The sequence below is a fragment of the Streptomyces sp. NPDC101776 genome, assembly GCF_044766845.1.
Taxonomy (GTDB): domain Bacteria; phylum Actinomycetota; class Actinomycetes; order Streptomycetales; family Streptomycetaceae; genus Streptomyces.
Genome location: NZ_JBIWMV010000012.1, coordinates 187,901 through 203,920 on the forward strand (window position 1 = coordinate 187,901; position 16,020 = coordinate 203,920).

The 16,020-nt window shown below is 70.7% G+C and carries 14 protein-coding genes; 5 read left to right on the forward strand and 9 right to left on the reverse strand.

Translation table 11 applies throughout. The features are described from left to right. The first annotated feature begins 11 nt into the window (after positions 1-11). The 4 genes from ACIRRY_RS31900 (at position 12) to ACIRRY_RS31915 (ending at position 4,774) form a co-directional block, all read left to right on the forward strand. Positions 12-1,268, forward strand: a complete 1,257-nt coding sequence (locus ACIRRY_RS31900) for a citrate/2-methylcitrate synthase (RefSeq protein ID WP_403979413.1) — start codon at positions 12-14, stop codon at positions 1,266-1,268. Between the two features lie 54 nt (positions 1,269-1,322). Beyond that, complete coding sequence (locus ACIRRY_RS31905) at positions 1,323-2,261, forward strand: sucrase ferredoxin (RefSeq protein WP_403979416.1); 939 nt, start codon at positions 1,323-1,325, stop codon at positions 2,259-2,261. A gap of 165 nt (positions 2,262-2,426) precedes the next feature. Further along, the gene (locus ACIRRY_RS31910) at positions 2,427-4,097 is read left to right on the forward strand and encodes an ATP-binding protein (RefSeq protein WP_403979418.1); all 1,671 of its coding nucleotides are present in this window, start codon (positions 2,427-2,429) and stop codon (positions 4,095-4,097) included. Next, positions 4,094-4,774, forward strand: coding sequence for a response regulator (locus ACIRRY_RS31915; protein ID WP_403979421.1), 681 nt, complete (start codon positions 4,094-4,096; stop codon positions 4,772-4,774). Before ACIRRY_RS31910 ends, ACIRRY_RS31915 begins: the two co-directional genes overlap by 4 nt. A 72-nt stretch (positions 4,775-4,846) precedes the next feature. On the opposite strand, the gene ACIRRY_RS31920 is transcribed toward ACIRRY_RS31915, so the two are convergent. The 3 genes from ACIRRY_RS31920 to ACIRRY_RS31930 form a co-directional block, all read right to left on the reverse strand. Then, entirely contained in the window at positions 4,847-5,908 is a 1,062-nt protein-coding gene (locus ACIRRY_RS31920) for an ABC transporter substrate-binding protein (RefSeq protein ID WP_403979424.1), read from the reverse strand. A 74-nt stretch (positions 5,909-5,982) separates the two neighbouring features. Beyond that, complete coding sequence (locus ACIRRY_RS31925) at positions 5,983-6,861, reverse strand: ABC transporter permease (RefSeq protein WP_403979426.1); 879 nt, start codon at positions 6,859-6,861, stop codon at positions 5,983-5,985. Beyond that, the gene (locus tag ACIRRY_RS31930) at positions 6,851-7,666 is read right to left on the reverse strand and encodes an ABC transporter ATP-binding protein (protein ID WP_403979429.1); all 816 of its coding nucleotides are present in this window, start codon (positions 7,664-7,666) and stop codon (positions 6,851-6,853) included. Before ACIRRY_RS31930 ends, ACIRRY_RS31925 begins: the two co-directional genes overlap by 11 nt. A 160-nt stretch (positions 7,667-7,826) precedes the next feature. Here ACIRRY_RS31930 and ACIRRY_RS31935 point away from each other — a divergent pair, with 160 nt between their 5' ends. Beyond that, entirely contained in the window at positions 7,827-8,519 is a 693-nt protein-coding gene (locus ACIRRY_RS31935; protein ID WP_403979431.1) for a response regulator, read from the forward strand. A gap of 82 nt (positions 8,520-8,601) precedes the next feature. Here ACIRRY_RS31935 and ACIRRY_RS31940 read toward each other — a convergent pair whose 3' ends face one another. The 6 genes from ACIRRY_RS31940 to ACIRRY_RS31965 all read right to left on the reverse strand — a co-directional run bounded on the left by ACIRRY_RS31940 (position 8,602) and on the right by ACIRRY_RS31965 (position 15,963). Further along, positions 8,602-10,191 (reverse strand): cation acetate symporter, encoded by a 1,590-nt coding sequence (locus ACIRRY_RS31940; RefSeq protein ID WP_403979434.1) that lies wholly within the window; start codon positions 10,189-10,191, stop codon positions 8,602-8,604. Then, entirely contained in the window at positions 10,188-10,748 is a 561-nt protein-coding gene (locus ACIRRY_RS31945) for a DUF485 domain-containing protein (RefSeq protein WP_403979436.1), read from the reverse strand. Before ACIRRY_RS31945 ends, ACIRRY_RS31940 begins: the two co-directional genes overlap by 4 nt. A 69-nt stretch (positions 10,749-10,817) precedes the next feature. Next, a complete protein-coding gene (locus ACIRRY_RS31950) occupies positions 10,818-11,504 on the reverse strand; it encodes a response regulator (RefSeq protein WP_403979439.1) in 687 nt (228 codons plus the stop codon). Beyond that, the gene (locus ACIRRY_RS31955) at positions 11,501-12,652 is read right to left on the reverse strand and encodes a sensor histidine kinase (protein ID WP_403979442.1); all 1,152 of its coding nucleotides are present in this window, start codon (positions 12,650-12,652) and stop codon (positions 11,501-11,503) included. The genes ACIRRY_RS31950 and ACIRRY_RS31955 overlap by 4 nt, the downstream gene beginning before the upstream one ends. After that, positions 12,649-13,173, reverse strand: coding sequence for a DUF1453 domain-containing protein (locus ACIRRY_RS31960; protein WP_403979444.1), 525 nt, complete (start codon positions 13,171-13,173; stop codon positions 12,649-12,651). Before ACIRRY_RS31960 ends, ACIRRY_RS31955 begins: the two co-directional genes overlap by 4 nt. Before the next feature lie 669 nt (positions 13,174-13,842). Then, on the reverse strand, positions 13,843-15,963 hold the full coding sequence (locus tag ACIRRY_RS31965) for a type IIA DNA topoisomerase subunit B (protein WP_403979447.1): 2,121 nt from the start codon (positions 15,961-15,963) through the stop codon (positions 13,843-13,845). Positions 15,964-16,020: the final 57 nt, after the last annotated feature.

The following is a 16,020-nucleotide window of genomic DNA, read 5'->3' on the forward strand; positions in this document are numbered from 1 at the left end:
CCGTGACCTCCATGCGCGATCAAGAGCCCGCCCCCGGTCACCCCGAGCGACGGTTGAGCACCAAGGAGACCGCCGAGCTGCTCGGCGTGAAGCCCGACACCGTGTACGCGTACGTGAGTCGCGGGCAACTGAGCAGCAGACGCGAGCCCGGCGGTCGGGGCAGCACCTTCGACGCCAGGGAGGTGGAGGCGCTCGCCCGGCGCAACAGGCGGGAGAGCAGCGGGAGTTCGGGTTCCGGGGGCGAGCTGTCCGTACGGACCCGCATCACGCTCATCGAGAAGGACCGGTACTACTTCCGAGGCGTCGACGCGACCGAGCTGGCCGCGCGCCACTCCTACGAGGAGATCGCCGAGTGGCTGTGGACCGGTGAGTCGCGCCCCGGGATCACGTTCACCGCGCCCAAGGCGGCCGTCTCCGTCGCCCGTCGGGCCGTCGACGCGCTGCCCGAACACACCGGCCCCACCGACCGGTTGCGGGTCGCGGCCATCGCGGCGGCGACCGCGGACCCGCTGCGCTTCGACCTGTCCGAGGACGCCGTGCTCGGCACCGCGCGCATCCTCATCCCCACGCTCGTCGCGGCCCTGCCGCCGGTGCGGCGCGCCCATCGCGACGAGGGTCCGCTGGCCCACCGCCTGTGGGCACGGCTGAGCGGACGGCCGGCTGACGAGGCGTCACTGCGCGTCCTGGACACGGCACTTGGGCTGCTCGTCGACCACGACCTGGCCGCCTCCACCCTCGCGGTGCGGGTCGCGGCCTCGGCCCGCGCGCACCCGTACGCGGCCGTCTCCTCCGGCCTGGGGGTCCTCGAAGGCCCCCTGCACGGCGCCGCCAGCGGTCTGGCGCACCGGCTGCTGCTCGACGTGCTCGACCAGGGCAGCGCCGGCCCGGTGGTCGCGGACGAACTCCGGGCCGGCCGCCGGATCCCCGGACTCGGTCACCGGCTCTACCCGGGCGAAGACCCACGCGCGCGTGCCCTGTTCGCCCTCCTGAAGGACATCCCGGGGGCCGCGCCCGCCCTCGCCGCGGCCCGGGACATCGTCGCCACCACCGCCCGCCACACCCCGCTGCACGCCAACGTCGACCTGGCTCTCGCCGTCCTCACCGTCTCCTCCGGGATGCCCTCCACGGCGGGCGAGACGGTCTTCGCGGTCGCCCGTACGGCGGGCTGGATCGCACACGCCCTGGAGGAGTACGGCGAGCGCCCGCTGCGCATGCGGCCCAGCGGTCACTACGTAGGCCCCAGACCGCCTCAACCACTGCCGGAGTAGGACACGAGTGCGGCCGGAAGTCGCCCCGGGTCAAGTCAGGTTAGGCTCACCTCTGTGAGTACGTGCGCGACCGTCTCTCAGGACCTCGACGAGCCCATCTCCGGAACCGCTGCCACGGCGACGACGTGGCTGCTGCTGGAACAGCCCGGTCCTTGGGGTGCCAAAGCGCTCACTTCGAGCCACCTGGACCCCGTGCTGGGCCGTGCCCTGGAGGCGGCCGCCGCGAACACGGGCGTACGGATCGCGCTCATCCGCCGTCCCGGACGGCATGCCGACCCCGCGGCGTCGCCGGTGCGCCAGGTGTACGCGGCCCACACCGTTCCCGGAAACGTATGGCTGCACAGCGCCACGACCACCGATCCGCGGGAACTGCTCGCGCTGGACTTCGCCGCTCTCGGCACGGGTGACCCGCGCTCGTTCGGCTCGGCGCTCGGCGGGCGGGCCCACACCGGCGACCCGCTCGCGCTCGTCTGCACCAACGGCAAGCGCGACCGCTGCTGCGCGCTCCTGGGCCGTCCCCTCGCGGCCGAACTGGCCGCCTCCGGGGTCGAGGGCGCCTGGGAGGTCACCCATCTGGGCGGCCATCGTTTCTCGCCCACGCTGCTCGTCCTGCCCTACGGCTACGCGTACGGGCGCATCGGGGCCCACACCGTCAAGGAGATCCTCCAGGGCGTCCAGGAGGGCCGTGTGGTCGTCGAGGGCTGCCGGGGCGGTTCGGCCTGGGAGCGGCCCGGACAGGCGGCGGAGCTGGCCGTGCGGACGGCGGCGGGCGAGTACGCGACGGACGCACTGACCGTCGTACGGACGGACGGCGCCGCACCGCGCTGGGAGGTGACCGTCGCGCACACCGACGGGCGCCACTGGCGCGTGATCGTCGCCCAGGGCGCCTCCCTGCCGCCGCGCCCGGAGAGCTGCGGGACGTCGGTCCTCGGCGCGCCGGCGCGGATGGACGTGGTCGCGGTGCGCGAGCTGACGACGGCACTGACGGGCTGAGCGGCTCGATACGGGTCCCCTGGTGACCTCGTAGGGAAAACGGCCGTCTCCTGGGGGCGCGCGGAAAATCGCCCTCTCCTGGAACCCGGTTTCCCCAAGAACCGGTCAAGAGATCCACGCCACACCCCTGGGGCAGCCCCCACCCCGCCACGTACCGTCATGGGCATGAGCCCCGCACCCCCCGCACGCCGCCGTCGCCTCGGGCTGCCGCGGCGGGTGTTCTCGCAGGTGCTGCTGATGCAGCTGACGATCGCCGCGGGAGTCGCGGTCCTGGCGACCGGGCTGTTCCTCGCGCCGCTGAGCAAACAGCTCGACCAGGAGGCGATGAACCGCGCCCTGGCCATCGCCCAGACCACCGCACAGCAGCCGCAGATCATCGAGGACCTCCAGAACACCCCGCCGACCGTGGACGGGCCCGTGCAGAAGGAGGCGGAGCGGGTCCGCAAGGCCACCGAGGCCGAGTACGTGGTGGTGATGGACTGGCGGGGCATTCGCTGGTCGCACACGACCCCGGGCGAGATCGGCCGGTTCGTCTCGACCTCTCCCGACCAGCCCCTGGCCGGCCAGGAGGTCAAGGAGATCGACAAGGGCACCCTGGGCCGCTCGGCCCGCGGCAAGGTGCCCATACGCGCCGCCGACGGCACGATCATCGGGGCCGTCTCCGTGGGCATCAAGTACGACAGCGTCCGCGCGCAACTGATCAGCGCGATCCCCGGGCTGCTGGCGTACGCCGGGGGCGCTCTCGCCGTCGGCGCGCTGGCGGCCTGGCTGATCTCCCGGAGGGTCCAGCGGCAGACCCGGGACCTCGCCTTCTCGGACATCTCGGCGCTGCTCTCGGAGCGCGAGGCGATGCTGCACGGCATCCGGGAGGGCGTCGTCGCCCTGGACCGCTCCGGCCGCATACGGCTCCTGAACGACGAGGCGCGGCGGCTGCTGGGCATCGGTGACGAGGCGGTCGGCCGCTCCCTGGACGAGGCGCTCGGTGAGGGCCGTACGACCGATGTCCTGGCGGGCCGGGTGACCGGCACCGATCTGCTCGCCGTCCGGGGCCAGCGTGTCCTGGTCACCAACCGGATGCCCACCGACGACGGGGGCGCCGTCGCCACCCTGCGCGACCGCACCGAACTGGAGCAGCTCGGCCGGGAGTTGGACTCGACGCACGGGCTGATCGACGCCCTGCGCGCCCAGGACCACGAGCACGCCAACCGCATGCACACCCTCCTGGGGCTGCTCGAACTGGAGATGTACGACGACGCGGTGGACTTCGTCGGCGAGGTGGTCGGCGATCACCGGGCGACGGCCGAGCAGGTCACCGAGAAGATCCAGGACCCGCTGCTCGCCGCCCTGTTGGTGGGCAAGGCGACCGTCGCCGCCGAGCGGGGCGTCGCCCTGTGGATCTCCGACCGGACCTGGCTGCCCGACCGGTTGATCGACCCGCGCGGACTGGTCACGGTCGTCGGCAACCTCGTGGACAACGCGCTCGACGCCGTCGCCGGCACACCGCACGCACGCGTGGAGGTCGAATTGCGGACGGAAGGGCCCACGGCCGTGCTCCGGGTGCGGGACACGGGCCCCGGAATCCCGGAGGAACAACGGGAGTTGGTGTTCACCGAGGGGTGGTCCACGAAGAAGCCCCCGGCTCATGGCAAGCGCGGTATAGGGCTCCCCCTGGTGCGTCGGCTGGCCGAACGGCAGGGCGGCAGCGCGGTGGTGACGGAGGCGTTCGGCGGGGGCGCGGAGTTCGTGGTCGTCCTGCCCGAGGCGCTGACCGAGCCTGACCTGGCGCCCGCCCTCGCCGCCCCCGGGGAGACCGCCGCCGAGGAGGAGTCACGATGATCGAGGTTCTGGTCGTGGACGACGACACACGGGTCGCCCAGGTCAACGCGGCCTACGTGGAGAAGGTACCGGGCTTCCACGTCGCCGCCGAGGCGCACAGCGCGGCCGAGGCGCTGAACCGGCTGGAGACGCTGCCACATCTGGACCTGGTCCTCCTGGACCACTATCTGCCCGACGAGACGGGTCTGGCGGTCGTCCAGGAGATGCGCCGGCGCGGCCACCAGACCGACGTGATCATGGTGACGGCGGCCCGGGACGTGACGACCGTACAGGCGGCGATGCGGCAGGGCGCGCTGCAGTACCTGGTCAAGCCGTTCGCCTTCGCGGGGCTGCGGGCCAAGCTGGAGGCGTACGCGGAACTGCGCCGCACCCTCGACGGCGGCGGCGAGGCCGAACAGGCCGAGGTGGACCGCATCTTCGGCGCGCTGTCCGCGCCCTCGGAGCCCGGGCTGCCCAAAGGGCACTCCCCCACCACGGCGAAACTCGTGCGCCAGTCCCTGATGAACGCCGAGGGCCCCCTGTCCGCCCAGGAGATCGCCGACCGCACCGGGGTGAGCCGGCAGACCGCCCAGCGCTATCTGAAGCTCCTGGAGCGCACCGGACGGGCCAGGCTGACGCTCAAATACGGCGACGCGGGCCGCCCGGAACACCGTTACGTGTGGGCGACCCGCGCCTGAGGGCACGGCCTGTGGGGGCGGGGGAAGGGGCCGTACCCCTTGCCTTCTGTACGGATGGCGACCGCGCGGCCGTCAGCCCGTCGCGTTCTTCACGAACTCGGTCGTGTACGTCTTGTCGAGGTCCACGTCGGCGTTCTTGATGGTGGGGTTGAACGCCTTGAGCACCTTCTCGACGGTCTCCGGACCGTTCGCCGGCATCACGCCGTCCTTGGTGAACATCGGCAGCGTGCTCTTGATCGCGTCGGCATAGAGGGACTTGTTGCCCTGGGAGTAGTCGGCGGGCATCTTGTCGGCGATCTCGGTCGCGCTGTGGGTGGACATCCAGTTGAGCGTCTTGACGAATGCATTGACCATCTTCTGCACAGTTGACTTGTGGCTGTTCACCCAGTCCGTCTGCATGTACAGACTTGACGACGGGTACGGACCGCCGAGAGCCGCCTGTGATCCCTCGGGCGTCCGCATGTCGACGAGGATCTTGCCGGCCTTCTTGTCGAGAATCGTCGCGACGGTCGGGTCGGTCGTCATCCCGGCGTCGATGGAGCCCTGTTGGAGCGCGGCGACGAAGGTCGGTCCCGCGCCCACGGCGACCGGGGTGAACTCGCTGACGTCGACGCCGTTCTTGACGGCGAGGTACTTGGTGAGGAAGTCGGTGGAGGAGCCGAGGCCGGTCACGCCGAGCTTCTTGCCCTTGAAGTCCTTGGCCGACTTGACCTTCCCCTCCGCCTTGGTGGACACGACCTCCACCTCGCCGGGCGCCTGCGAGAACTGCACCACGGACTCGACCGACTTGCCCTTGACCTGGAGGTCGAGTGTGTGGTCGTAGAAGCCGACGGCTCCCTGGACCTGCCCGGAGACGAGCGCGGTCTCGGCCTGGACGCCGGCCGGTTCGCTCAGCAGCTCGACGTCGAGGCCCTCGGCGTCGAAGTAGCCGAGCCGCTGGGTGAGCATCGCGGGCAGGTAGATGACCTTGTCCAGGCCACCAACCATGATCTTGACCTTCACGCCCTTGCCGTCGCCCTTGCCGCCCGAGCCGGTGGAGGCGGTGCTGGCCGCGTCGTTGGCGCAGGCGGTGAGCGAGGAGAGGGCGAGCAGGCCCGAGGCGGCCAGGGCGGCGTATCTGGCGGTCTTGCGCATGACGGTTCACGTCCTTGTGAGGGTGCGGTGCGGGGAGGAAGGGGGCTCTCCAACAGGGGCCCCAGGAGGGGCCGTTAGCTGTCGGAGCCCGACGGCTTCCAGCGGAAGATGCGGTTCTCGGCGAAGGTGAGGAGCCCTTCGGCGACTAGGGCGACGACCGCGAGGATCACCATCGCGGCGTACACACCGGCCGCGTTGAACGTGCCCTGGGACTGCGCGACGAGCAGGCCGATGCCCTTGGTCGCGCCGATGTACTCCCCGACGATCGCGCCGATGAGGGCGAAGCCGAAGCTGACGTGGAGGCTGGTGAAGATCCAGGAGGTCGCGGACGGGATGACCACCTGGAGGGTGACCCTGCGGTCGCTGGCGCCGAGGATGCGGGCGTTGGCGACCAGGTTGCGGTCGACCTCGCGGGCACCCTGGAAGGCGTTGAAGAACACCGGGAAGAAGACGAGCACGACGGCCGACGCGACCTTGGAGGCCGGTCCGAGTCCGAACCAGATCACGAAGATCGGGGCGAGCACGATCCTCGGTATGGAGTTGAGCACCTTGATGTATGGACCAAGTATGTCGGCCAGCAAGGTGATCCGCCCGAGCGCAATACCGAACACGACACCGGCGATCACACCGATGATCCAGCCCAGCAGCGCCTCCTGAAGCGTGAACCAGATCTGCTCCCCCAGGGAGCCGAGCGCGGTCCCGTGCGTCACCCAGGTGTAGATCTGGTCCCAGATCTTGGAGGGCATCGAGAAGTTGAACGGATCGATGACCTTGGCCCGGGAGAGCGCCTCCCACAGACCCAGAACGGCGACCAGGAGCAGCACTCTCGCCGCCCCGACGCCGACCTTGCGTTTGCGGGCGGCACGCGCGCGTGAATGGGCGCGGTCCGTCTTGGTGCCGGGCTCGGTCGTGGTGACCACGACCTTGTCCTCGGGCATGACGTCAGGCGACATTGGCCACACCTCTCTCGCGCGTGATGCGGACCTCTTCGCCGAGGGACTCCCAGATCTCGCGGTAGATCTCGATGAAACGCGGTTCCAGGCGCACCGCTTCGACCTTGCGGGGCCGCGGCAGATCGATGTCGAAGATCTGCTTCACGGTGGCCGGCCCGGCGGTCATCACGACGACCCGGTCGGCCAGCGCGATGGACTCCTCCAGGTCGTGGGTGACGAAGACGACCGAGGCACCGGTGCCCTCCCACAGCTCCAGGAGTTCGTCCGACATCAGGGCCCTGGTCTGCACGTCGAGCGCCGAGAACGGCTCGTCCATCAGCAGGATCTCGGGGTCGTTGACGAAGGTCGCGGCGAGCGCGACGCGCTTGCGCATACCGCCGGAGAGCTGGTGCGGATAGCGGTCCTCGAAGGCGGAGAGCCCGACCCGGGCCAGCCACTCACGCGCCTTCGCCCTGGCCTCCGCCTTCGGTACGCCGCGAAAGCGCGGGCCCGCCATGACGTTGGACAGGACCGTGCGCCAGGGGAAGGTGGCGTCCTGCTGGAAGACGAAACCGACCTTGTCGCCGACTCCGGAGACAGGCTCCCCGGCCACCAGCACATCGCCCTCGGAGGGCTCTTCCAGCCCGCTGACGAGGGTCAGCGTGGTCGACTTGCCGCAGCCCGTGGGGCCCACGACCGCCACGAACTCGCCACGTCCGACGGTGAGATCAAGCCCCCGTACGGCCGTGTGCAGACCCCCCGACGGGGTCCTGAAGGTCTTGCTCGCGCCCCGCAGCTCGATGGCGGGGCTGGTGTCTGCGCTCATGGCCGGGACCGTAGATGTGGCCCGGACCACAGCAGCAGTCTTCTGGGCGCAAGCCGTTCTTTTGCTCGCAAGAGCCTGTTGTGCTCGTTTTGCTCGCGCTACAACTGCGGAGCCGAAACACGGGCTTAACGCTCGCCATGGCCTTGGGGAAGGAGGCCCGATGATTGACGTCATGGTCGTGGACGACGACTTCCGCGTCGCCGAGATCAACGCCAGGTACGTGGCGAAGGTTCCCGGCTTCCGGGTCGCCGCCCGCGCGCACAGCGCCGCCCAGGCGCTGGCCACCGTGGAGCGCGGGGCCATCGACCTGGTGCTGCTCGACCACTATCTGCCGGACCAGACGGGTCTCGAACTCGTCCACCGCATGCGGCAACAGGGCCACGGCACCGACGTCATCATGATCACGGCGGCCAGCGATGTGACGACCGTGCAGGGGGCGATGCGCCTGGGCGCCCTGCACTACCTGGTCAAGCCGTTCACCTTCGCCGCGCTGCGCACCCGCCTCGACTCGTACGCCGCGCTGCGCCGCACCGTCGACCGCGTCGGCGGCCGCGGCATCGCCGGGCAGGAGCAGGTCGACCGCATCTTCGGCGCCCTGCGCACGACGACCGTGCCGGCCTCCCCCGGTCTGCCCAGCGGCCACTCGGAACCGACCACCGACCTGATCTGCGGCGTCCTGCACAGCGCCGGCCACCCGCTCTCGGCCCACGAGGTCGCCGCCGAGACCGGCCTGAGCCGCTCGACCGCCCAGCGCTACCTCCGCCATCTGGAACAGGCCGGCCGCCTCCGCCTCTCCCTCAAGTACGGCGACACGGGCCGCCCGGAACACCGCTACGCCTGGGTCGCGCCGTAGCCCCGCGTGGCATGGCACACGGGCGCCCTCCGCCGTCGTACGGGATCGGACCGCGCATGTACGACGACGACGGGCGCCCCCGCTACACGGCCCCCGCCCCCGTCAGTGCCCGTACCTCGGTCTCCGCGTGCTTGGCCTCGTCCGGGACCTCCGTCGAGGTGACCGTGCCGAGCCAGCCGGACAGGAAGCCGAGCGGGATCGACACGATGCCGGGGTTCTGCAGCGGGAAGAACTGGAAGTCGACGCCGGGGAACAGCGAATCGGGACTGCCCGACACGACCGGCGACAGCAGTACGAGCACGAGTGCGGGGATCAGTCCGCCGTATACGGCCCACACGGCGCCGCGAGTCGTGAAGCCGCGCCAGAACAGCGAGTAGAGCAGCACGGGGAGGTTCGCCGAGGCGGCGACGGCGAAGGCGAGGCCCACCAGGAAGGCGACGTTGAGGTCCCTGGCGAGCAGGCCCAGCGCGATCGCGACCACACCGATCCCGACGGCCGCCGTCCGCGCGACCGCCACCTCGCTGTACGGCTTGGCGCTCGGTCGGCGCAGCGACGCGTACAGGTCGTGGGCCACGGACGCCGAGGAGGCGAGCGTGATCCCGGCGACCACCGCGAGGATGGTGGCGAAGGCGACGGCGGCGACGATCGCGAACAGGACGGTCCCGCCTGTGGAGTTGGCACCGCCCAGGTCGAGCGCCAGCAGCGGGACCGCCGTGTTGCCCGCCGCGTTCGACTTGCGCATGGCGTCCGGTCCGACGATCGCGGCGGCGGCGAAGCCCAGCACGATGGTCATCAGGTAGAAGCCGCCGACGAGCCCGATCGACCAGATCACCGAACGGCGCGCGGCCCGCGCGGTCGGCACGGTGTAGAAGCGGGACAGGATGTGCGGCAGGCCCGCCGTACCCAGGACGAGGGCCAGGCCCAGGCTCATGAAGTCGAACCGCGCGGTCCAGTCCCCGCCGTACTTGAGTCCCGGCGCCAGGAACGCCAGGCCGTGACCGCTGCGATCGGCGGCGGAGAGCAGCAACTGGTCGACGTTTCCGTGGAAGCGCACCAGGACCAGCACCGTCAGCGCGACGGTGGTGCTGAGCAGCAGGACCGCTTTCACGATCTGGATCCAGGTGGTGGCCCGCATCCCTCCCAACGACACATAGATCACCATGAGCGCGCCGACGCCGATGACGGTCCACACCCGCGCGGCCGTGCTGGTCCCGCCCAGCAGCAGTGACACCAGGCTGCCCGCGCCCACCATCTGTGCCACCAGATACAGAACGGACACGGTGACCGAGGAAGTTCCCGCCGCGATCCGCACCGGCCGTTCGCTCATCCGCGCGGCGACCACGTCGGCGAGTGTGAACCGCCCGCAGTTGCGGACCAGTTCGGCGACCAGGAGCAGCACCACGATCCAGGCCACGAAGAAGCCGACCACGTACAGCATGCCGTCGTAGCCGTACAGGGCGATGAGTCCGGTGACGCCCAGGAAGGAGGCTGCGGACATGTAATCTCCCGCGATGGCAAAACCATTCTCCATCGGGGAGAAGAGTCGTCCGCCCGCGTAGAACTCCTCCGCCGAACCGTGCCGGTTGCGGCTCACCCAGGTCGTGATCCCCAGGGTGACGGCGACGAAGCCGCTGAACAGCAGCAACGCCAGCGTCTGATGATTGCCGGTCACGACACACCGCCTCGCACACCACGCGTCAATTCCTGGGTGTCCCAGCGCAGTTCGAGCGCGGCCCGGTCCCTGCGCAGCCGCGCGTGCCGGGCGTACGCCCAGGTGAGCAGGAAGGTGGTGACGAACTGGCCGAGCCCCGCCACCATCCCCACGTTCACGGCGCCCGCCACCGGCCGGGCCATGAACCCGGGCGCGGTCGTCGCGGTCACCACGTACGCCACGTACCAGGCGAAGAACATGGCCACCGCGGGCACCACGAACCTCAGATACCGGCTGCGCACCTCCTGAAAGGCCGCGCTGCGCTGCACCTCGAGGTAGATGTCCGCGGCGCGCAGCGCCCGTCCCTCGTCCTCCCGGCGGGCGGACGGCACTTCGGAGGCGGGCACTCCCACGCCGTCCGACTCGCCCCAGCCGGACGCGAGCGCGTCGTACCACGGGTCGTGGTACCTCACCTTTCCGGTTGCCTCGGCGGGGGTCAGGTCATGACCTTCGTGGTGCTCGGCCGGACTCTCGTGACCATTCCCGCCACCGCGGGGACGACCGTTGCTTGACTGCATGCCCAAGGATGGACAGAACGGGAAGATCCCCGACTCTTCTTCTCCGCTGTCTTCACCCCATCAGGTGACTCAACCCGCTGGTGGCCGCACCAGTCCCTTGCCGTAGGCGTAACGCACCGCCTGCGCACGGTCCTTGAGCCCCGTCTTGGCGAACAGGTTGTTGATGTGGGTCTTCACGGTCGCCGTCGAGACATGCAACTTGCGGGCGATCTCCTGGTTGGTCAGCCCGTCGGCGATCAGCAGCAGCACCTCGGTCTCCCGCGCGGTGAGCCCGTCCGGCGGCTCGGCGGGCCCCGACGACGGCTGCGGCTCGGGCTCCGACAGGCGCTCCAGCAAACGCCGTTGGATGCTCGGCGACAGCCCGGCGTCCCCCGACAGCACGCTCTGCACGGCCCGTACGATCTCCTCGCCGCCCGCGTCCTTGGTGAGGTAGCCCCGTGCCCCCGCGCGCAGCGCCGGGAACAGCGACGCGTCGTCGGCGAACGTCGTGAGCACCACGACCTGCGTTCCGGGATGCTCCGCGCGGATGCGCCGGGTCGCCTCGACACCGTCGCAGCGCGGCATGCGCAGGTCCATCAGGACGACGTCCGGGGCGAGTTCGGCGACGAGCCGCACCGCCTCGTCCCCGTCAGCGGCGGCGCCGACGACCTCGATCCCGGGCAGCAGCCCCAGCAGCATCACGATGCCTTCCCGTACGACGGTCTGGTCGTCCGCGACCACGACCCGCGCGGGTCTCCTCACGGCCGCCTCCGTCATGCGGGCACCTTCAGCGTCACCACGAATCCCTCCTCGTCCGGTCCTGCTCGCAAGGAACCGCCCAGCAGCTCGGCGCGTTCCCGCATGCCCAGCAGACCGTATCCACCTCCCGACCCGGTGAGTTCGCCGGGCGAACCGCCCGAGTCCCGTACGTCCAGCGTCACTTCATGCTCGCCGTAGTCCAGCGTGAGCAGCACCTTGGCGCCCGGGGCATGCTTGCGGACGTTCGTCAGGGCCTCCTGGGCGACCCGGCGTACGGCCTGCGAGGCCTCGGCGGGCAGTTGTCTGCGGTCACCCGTAACGGTGACCTCCGCACCGCCGGTCGTACCGACGATCTCGGTCAGGAAGTCCTCCAGCGGGCTCATCTCGCCCCGCAGCGCGGACAGGGCCTGCCGGGTCTCCACCAGGCCGTCGCGGGCCATCCCCCGTGCCGCCACGACCCGTTCCAGAATCGTCTCCCGGTCGGCGCCCCGCTCGATCAGCAGCCTGGCCGCCTCCAGGTGCACGAGCTGCGCCGAGAGGCTGTGGGCCAGCACGTCGTGGATCTCCCGGGCGATCCGGGCCCGCTCCGCCAGCGCGGCGGACTCCGCCTCCGCCGTGCGCGCCAGGCGCTCCTGGGTGAGCAGCCGCTGGGCGTTGCCCCGGGCCTCGGCGTCGAGGCGGAGCGTGTATCCGGCGAGGGCCAGCCCGGCCGTGGTGACCGTGGTGGTCAGCCATACGTCGTTGTTGACCGCGGCGAAGATCGCGAGGGACACCGATGTCACCGGCACGGCAACCGCGATGGGCAGCCGCTCCAGCGAGATGACGGCGCAACCGCACCAGACGACGAGGGCCGGGACCGTGAAGCCGATCGCCTGTCCCGCTATCGCGAGCCCGAGGAGCGCGGCGACGAGGGCCACTGACGGCCAGAGTCTGTGGGCGAGGGTGCTGCGCCAGAACGCCCAGCCGAGGGCCGCGGCCGCCAGGATGCCCGACGCACCTCCGGCCAGGGCCCAGCCGTGGATGTGGTTGCCACCGAAGGCTCCGCCCAGCAGCACGCCGATCACCAGCAGCCGGACGGCCCAGGCGAGCAGCCGCCGGGGCCGGGAGACTCCCTCTCGGCCCAGCGCCTCCCGCGAGGGCCAGCGCGTCCACGCGTTCTCCGTCACGCGCGCTCCTTCCGGGCAGGCCGCGCCGTAGCGAAACCGTACGCCGGGGCCGATCCGGCCGCCTCGGTGAAGGACTGGGCCCGCCAGGTCAGGACCCCGGAGCGGACCAGCAGCGTGGCCGCGAGACCGAGCATCAGGGCCGCGCTGTCCTGGTGCACACCGATCATCGCGCCCAGGGCGACGAGACCGACGCGCAGGGCTATGCCGACGACCCAGACGCCACCGCTCGCCTTGGTGCTCTTGCTCCACACGGTTCCGTCCGTCTCGACCCACAGGCGCGTGGTCCAGGCCCAGCCGGCTCCGGTGGCCAGTCCGATGACCAGCTCGACGCCGAGCAGGAAGACCGACTCGGTGTGGTGGTGCGCGTCGAGTATTCCGGGCTCGCGCAGCGCCACGACGGCGAGGATCACGGGGAGGAGCCACCAGCGCCGGTCGGTGTCGATCCGACGGGCGCGGAACTGCCGCACGATCACCACCGCGACGACGGCCACGATCACCAACGCGTTGACGAGCCCGGACATCAGAGCCTCCGTGAGCGGAAGGGATGTCGGCCGCGAGCGCTGCCGACGCCTTCGACGCTACGGAAATTCGCAGGTCGGCAGATCGGCGCCAGGGTGGATCGTGGGTGGATCCCCGAACCGTCCCGGCCTCCACCCACGGGTGGAGCCGACGGGCGGGGCCGGGGCGGTGCTGGGCGGTTGTGCCGGGCCTGGGTCGGGCGATCGCGCCGGGCCGGTGTGAGACGGCCGCGCCGAGCTTGCGTCAGGCAGTCGCGCCGAGCCAGTGGAAGGCGGCTGTGCTGGGCGGTTGTCAGGCGGTCGCGCCGGGCCCGGTCTCAGGCGGTCATGCCGGGTCTGCGTCAAGCAGTCACGCCGAGCCGACGGACGGCGGTCGTGCCAGGCCTGCGTCGAGCGGTCGCGCCGGGCCGGTGTCAGACGGCCGCGCCGAGCCTGCGTCAGGCGACCGGGCCGAGCCGGTGTCAGGCGGTCATGCAGGGCCGGTGGACGGCGGCCGGGCCGAGCCGATGTCGGGCAGTTGTGCCGACCGGTGTCAGATGGTCGCGCCGGACTGCGTCGAGCGGTCGCGCCGCGTCCGAGTCCGTGTCAGGAACGGAGCGATCGTGCCGGGCCCGGGTCAAAGCCTCCGAGCCGTGGCCCGGGCCCAGGTCGGACCCGGGCCCGGCACGGCGGTCAGGCGTCGATCCGTGACCGGTCCAGCGTCGCGGCCGAGCTGGAGATGAACTCCTTGCGGGGCGCCACGTCGTTGCCCATCAGCAGATCGAAGACCTGCTCGGCCGCGTCCAGGTCGGAGAGGTTGATCCGGCGCAGGGTGCGGTGGCGGGGGTCCATCGTCGTCTCGGCCAGCTGGTCGGCGTCCATCTCGCCGAGACCCTTGTAGCGCTGGATGGAGTCCTTGTACCGGACGCCCTTGCTCTGCAGCTCCAGCATCTTCTCGCGCAGCTCACGGTCCGAGTACGTGTAGACGTACTTGTCCTGGCCCTTCTTGGGCTGGACCAGCTCGATGCGGTGCAGCGGGGGCACCGCGGCGAACACCCGGCCGGCCTCGACCATGGGCCGCATGTAGCGCTGGAACAGGGTCAGGAGCAGGCACCGGATGTGGGAGCCGTCCACATCGGCGTCGGTCATCATGATGATCTTGCCGTAGCGGGCCGCGTCGATGTCGAAGGTACGCCCCGACCCGGCTCCTATGACCTGGATGATCGCCCCGCACTCGACGTTCTTCAGCATGTCGGTGACGGACGACTTCTGGACGTTGAGGATCTTGCCGCGGATCGGCAGCAGCGCCTGGAACTCGGAGTTCCGGGCGAGCTTGGCCGTACCGAGCGCGGAGTCGCCCTCGACGATGAAGAGCTCGCTGCGCTCCACGTCGTCGCTGCGGCAGTCGGCGAGCTTCGCCGGCAGCGAGGAGGACTCCAGGGCCGTCTTACGGCGCTGCGCGTCCTTGTGCTGCCGGGCCGCGATACGCGTGCGTGCGGCGGCGACGGCCTTCTCCATGACCACGCGGGCCTGGGCCGCCGCGTCACGCTTCGTCGAGGTCAGGAAGTCCTTGAGCTCCTTGGCGACCACATTGGCGACGATGCGGCGGGCAGCCGACGTACCGAGCACCTCCTTGGTCTGCCCCTCGAACTGCGGTTCGGCGAGCCGGACGGTGACGACCGCGGTGAGGCCCTCCAGGGCGTCGTCCTTGACGACGTCGTCCTCGGCGACGCGCAGCAGCTTCTTGGCGCGCGCCACCTCGTTCATCGTCTTGACGACGGCCTGCTCGAAACCGGCGACATGGGTACCGCCCTTGGGGGTGGCGATGATGTTCACGTACGACCGGAAGGTCGTGTCGTAGCCGGTCCCCCAGCGCATGGCGATGTCGACGCCGAGTTCGCGCGTGACCTCGGTGGGCGTCATCTGCCCGTGGTCGTCCAGGACGGGCACCGTCTCCTTGAAGGTGCCCTGGCCCGAGAGGCGCAGGACGTCGCAGACCGGCTTGTCGTTGGCCAGGTACTCGCAGAACTCGCTAATGCCGCCGTCGAAGCGGAAGGACTCCTCCCCCTTGCTGCCGCCCTCGCCGAGGCCGTACTCGTCGCGGACGACGATGGTCAGCCCGGGCACCAGGAACGCGGTCTGTCGGGCCCGCTGGTGCAGGCCCTCAAGGGAGAGTTTGGCGTCCTTGAGGAAGATCTGGCGGTCGGCCCAGTAGCGCACGCGCGTGCCGGTGCGGGTCTTGGGGATCCGCTTGGTCTTGCGCAGGCCGCCGGGCTCGAACGCGGCGTCCGGGCCGACGGCCGTGAAGGAGCCCGGCACACCGCGCCGGAAGCTGATGGCGTGAGTGTTGCCGCTGCGGTCCACCTCGACGTCCAGCCGCGCGGACAGGGCGTTCACCACGGAGGCGCCCACGCCGTGCAGACCACCGGAGGCGGCGTACGAGCCGCCGCCGAACTTGCCGCCGGCGTGCAGCTTGGTCATGACGACCTCGACACCGGAGAGGCCGGTCTTGGGCTCGACGTCGACCGGGATGCCCCGGCCGTTGTCCCGGACCTCCACCGAGGCGTCGTCGTGCAGGATCACCTCGATGTGGTCGCAGTAGCCCCCGAGGGCCTCGTCCACGGAGTTGTCGATGATCTCCCACAGACAGTGCATCAGGCCACGACTGTCGGTCGACCCGATGTACATACCCGGGCGCTTGCGTACGGCCTCTAGCCCCTCAAGGACGAGCAGGTGCCGCGCGGTGTAGTTGGAACCGTCCCGGTCTGCTCCTGCCAGCAGCGCTGTCGACGGCACGGACGTTTCGGCGGTCACGCGGTTCGCTCCTCGCTGAATTTCAGATGAGGCCCTTTTGGGTAAGGGCTCGGCTTC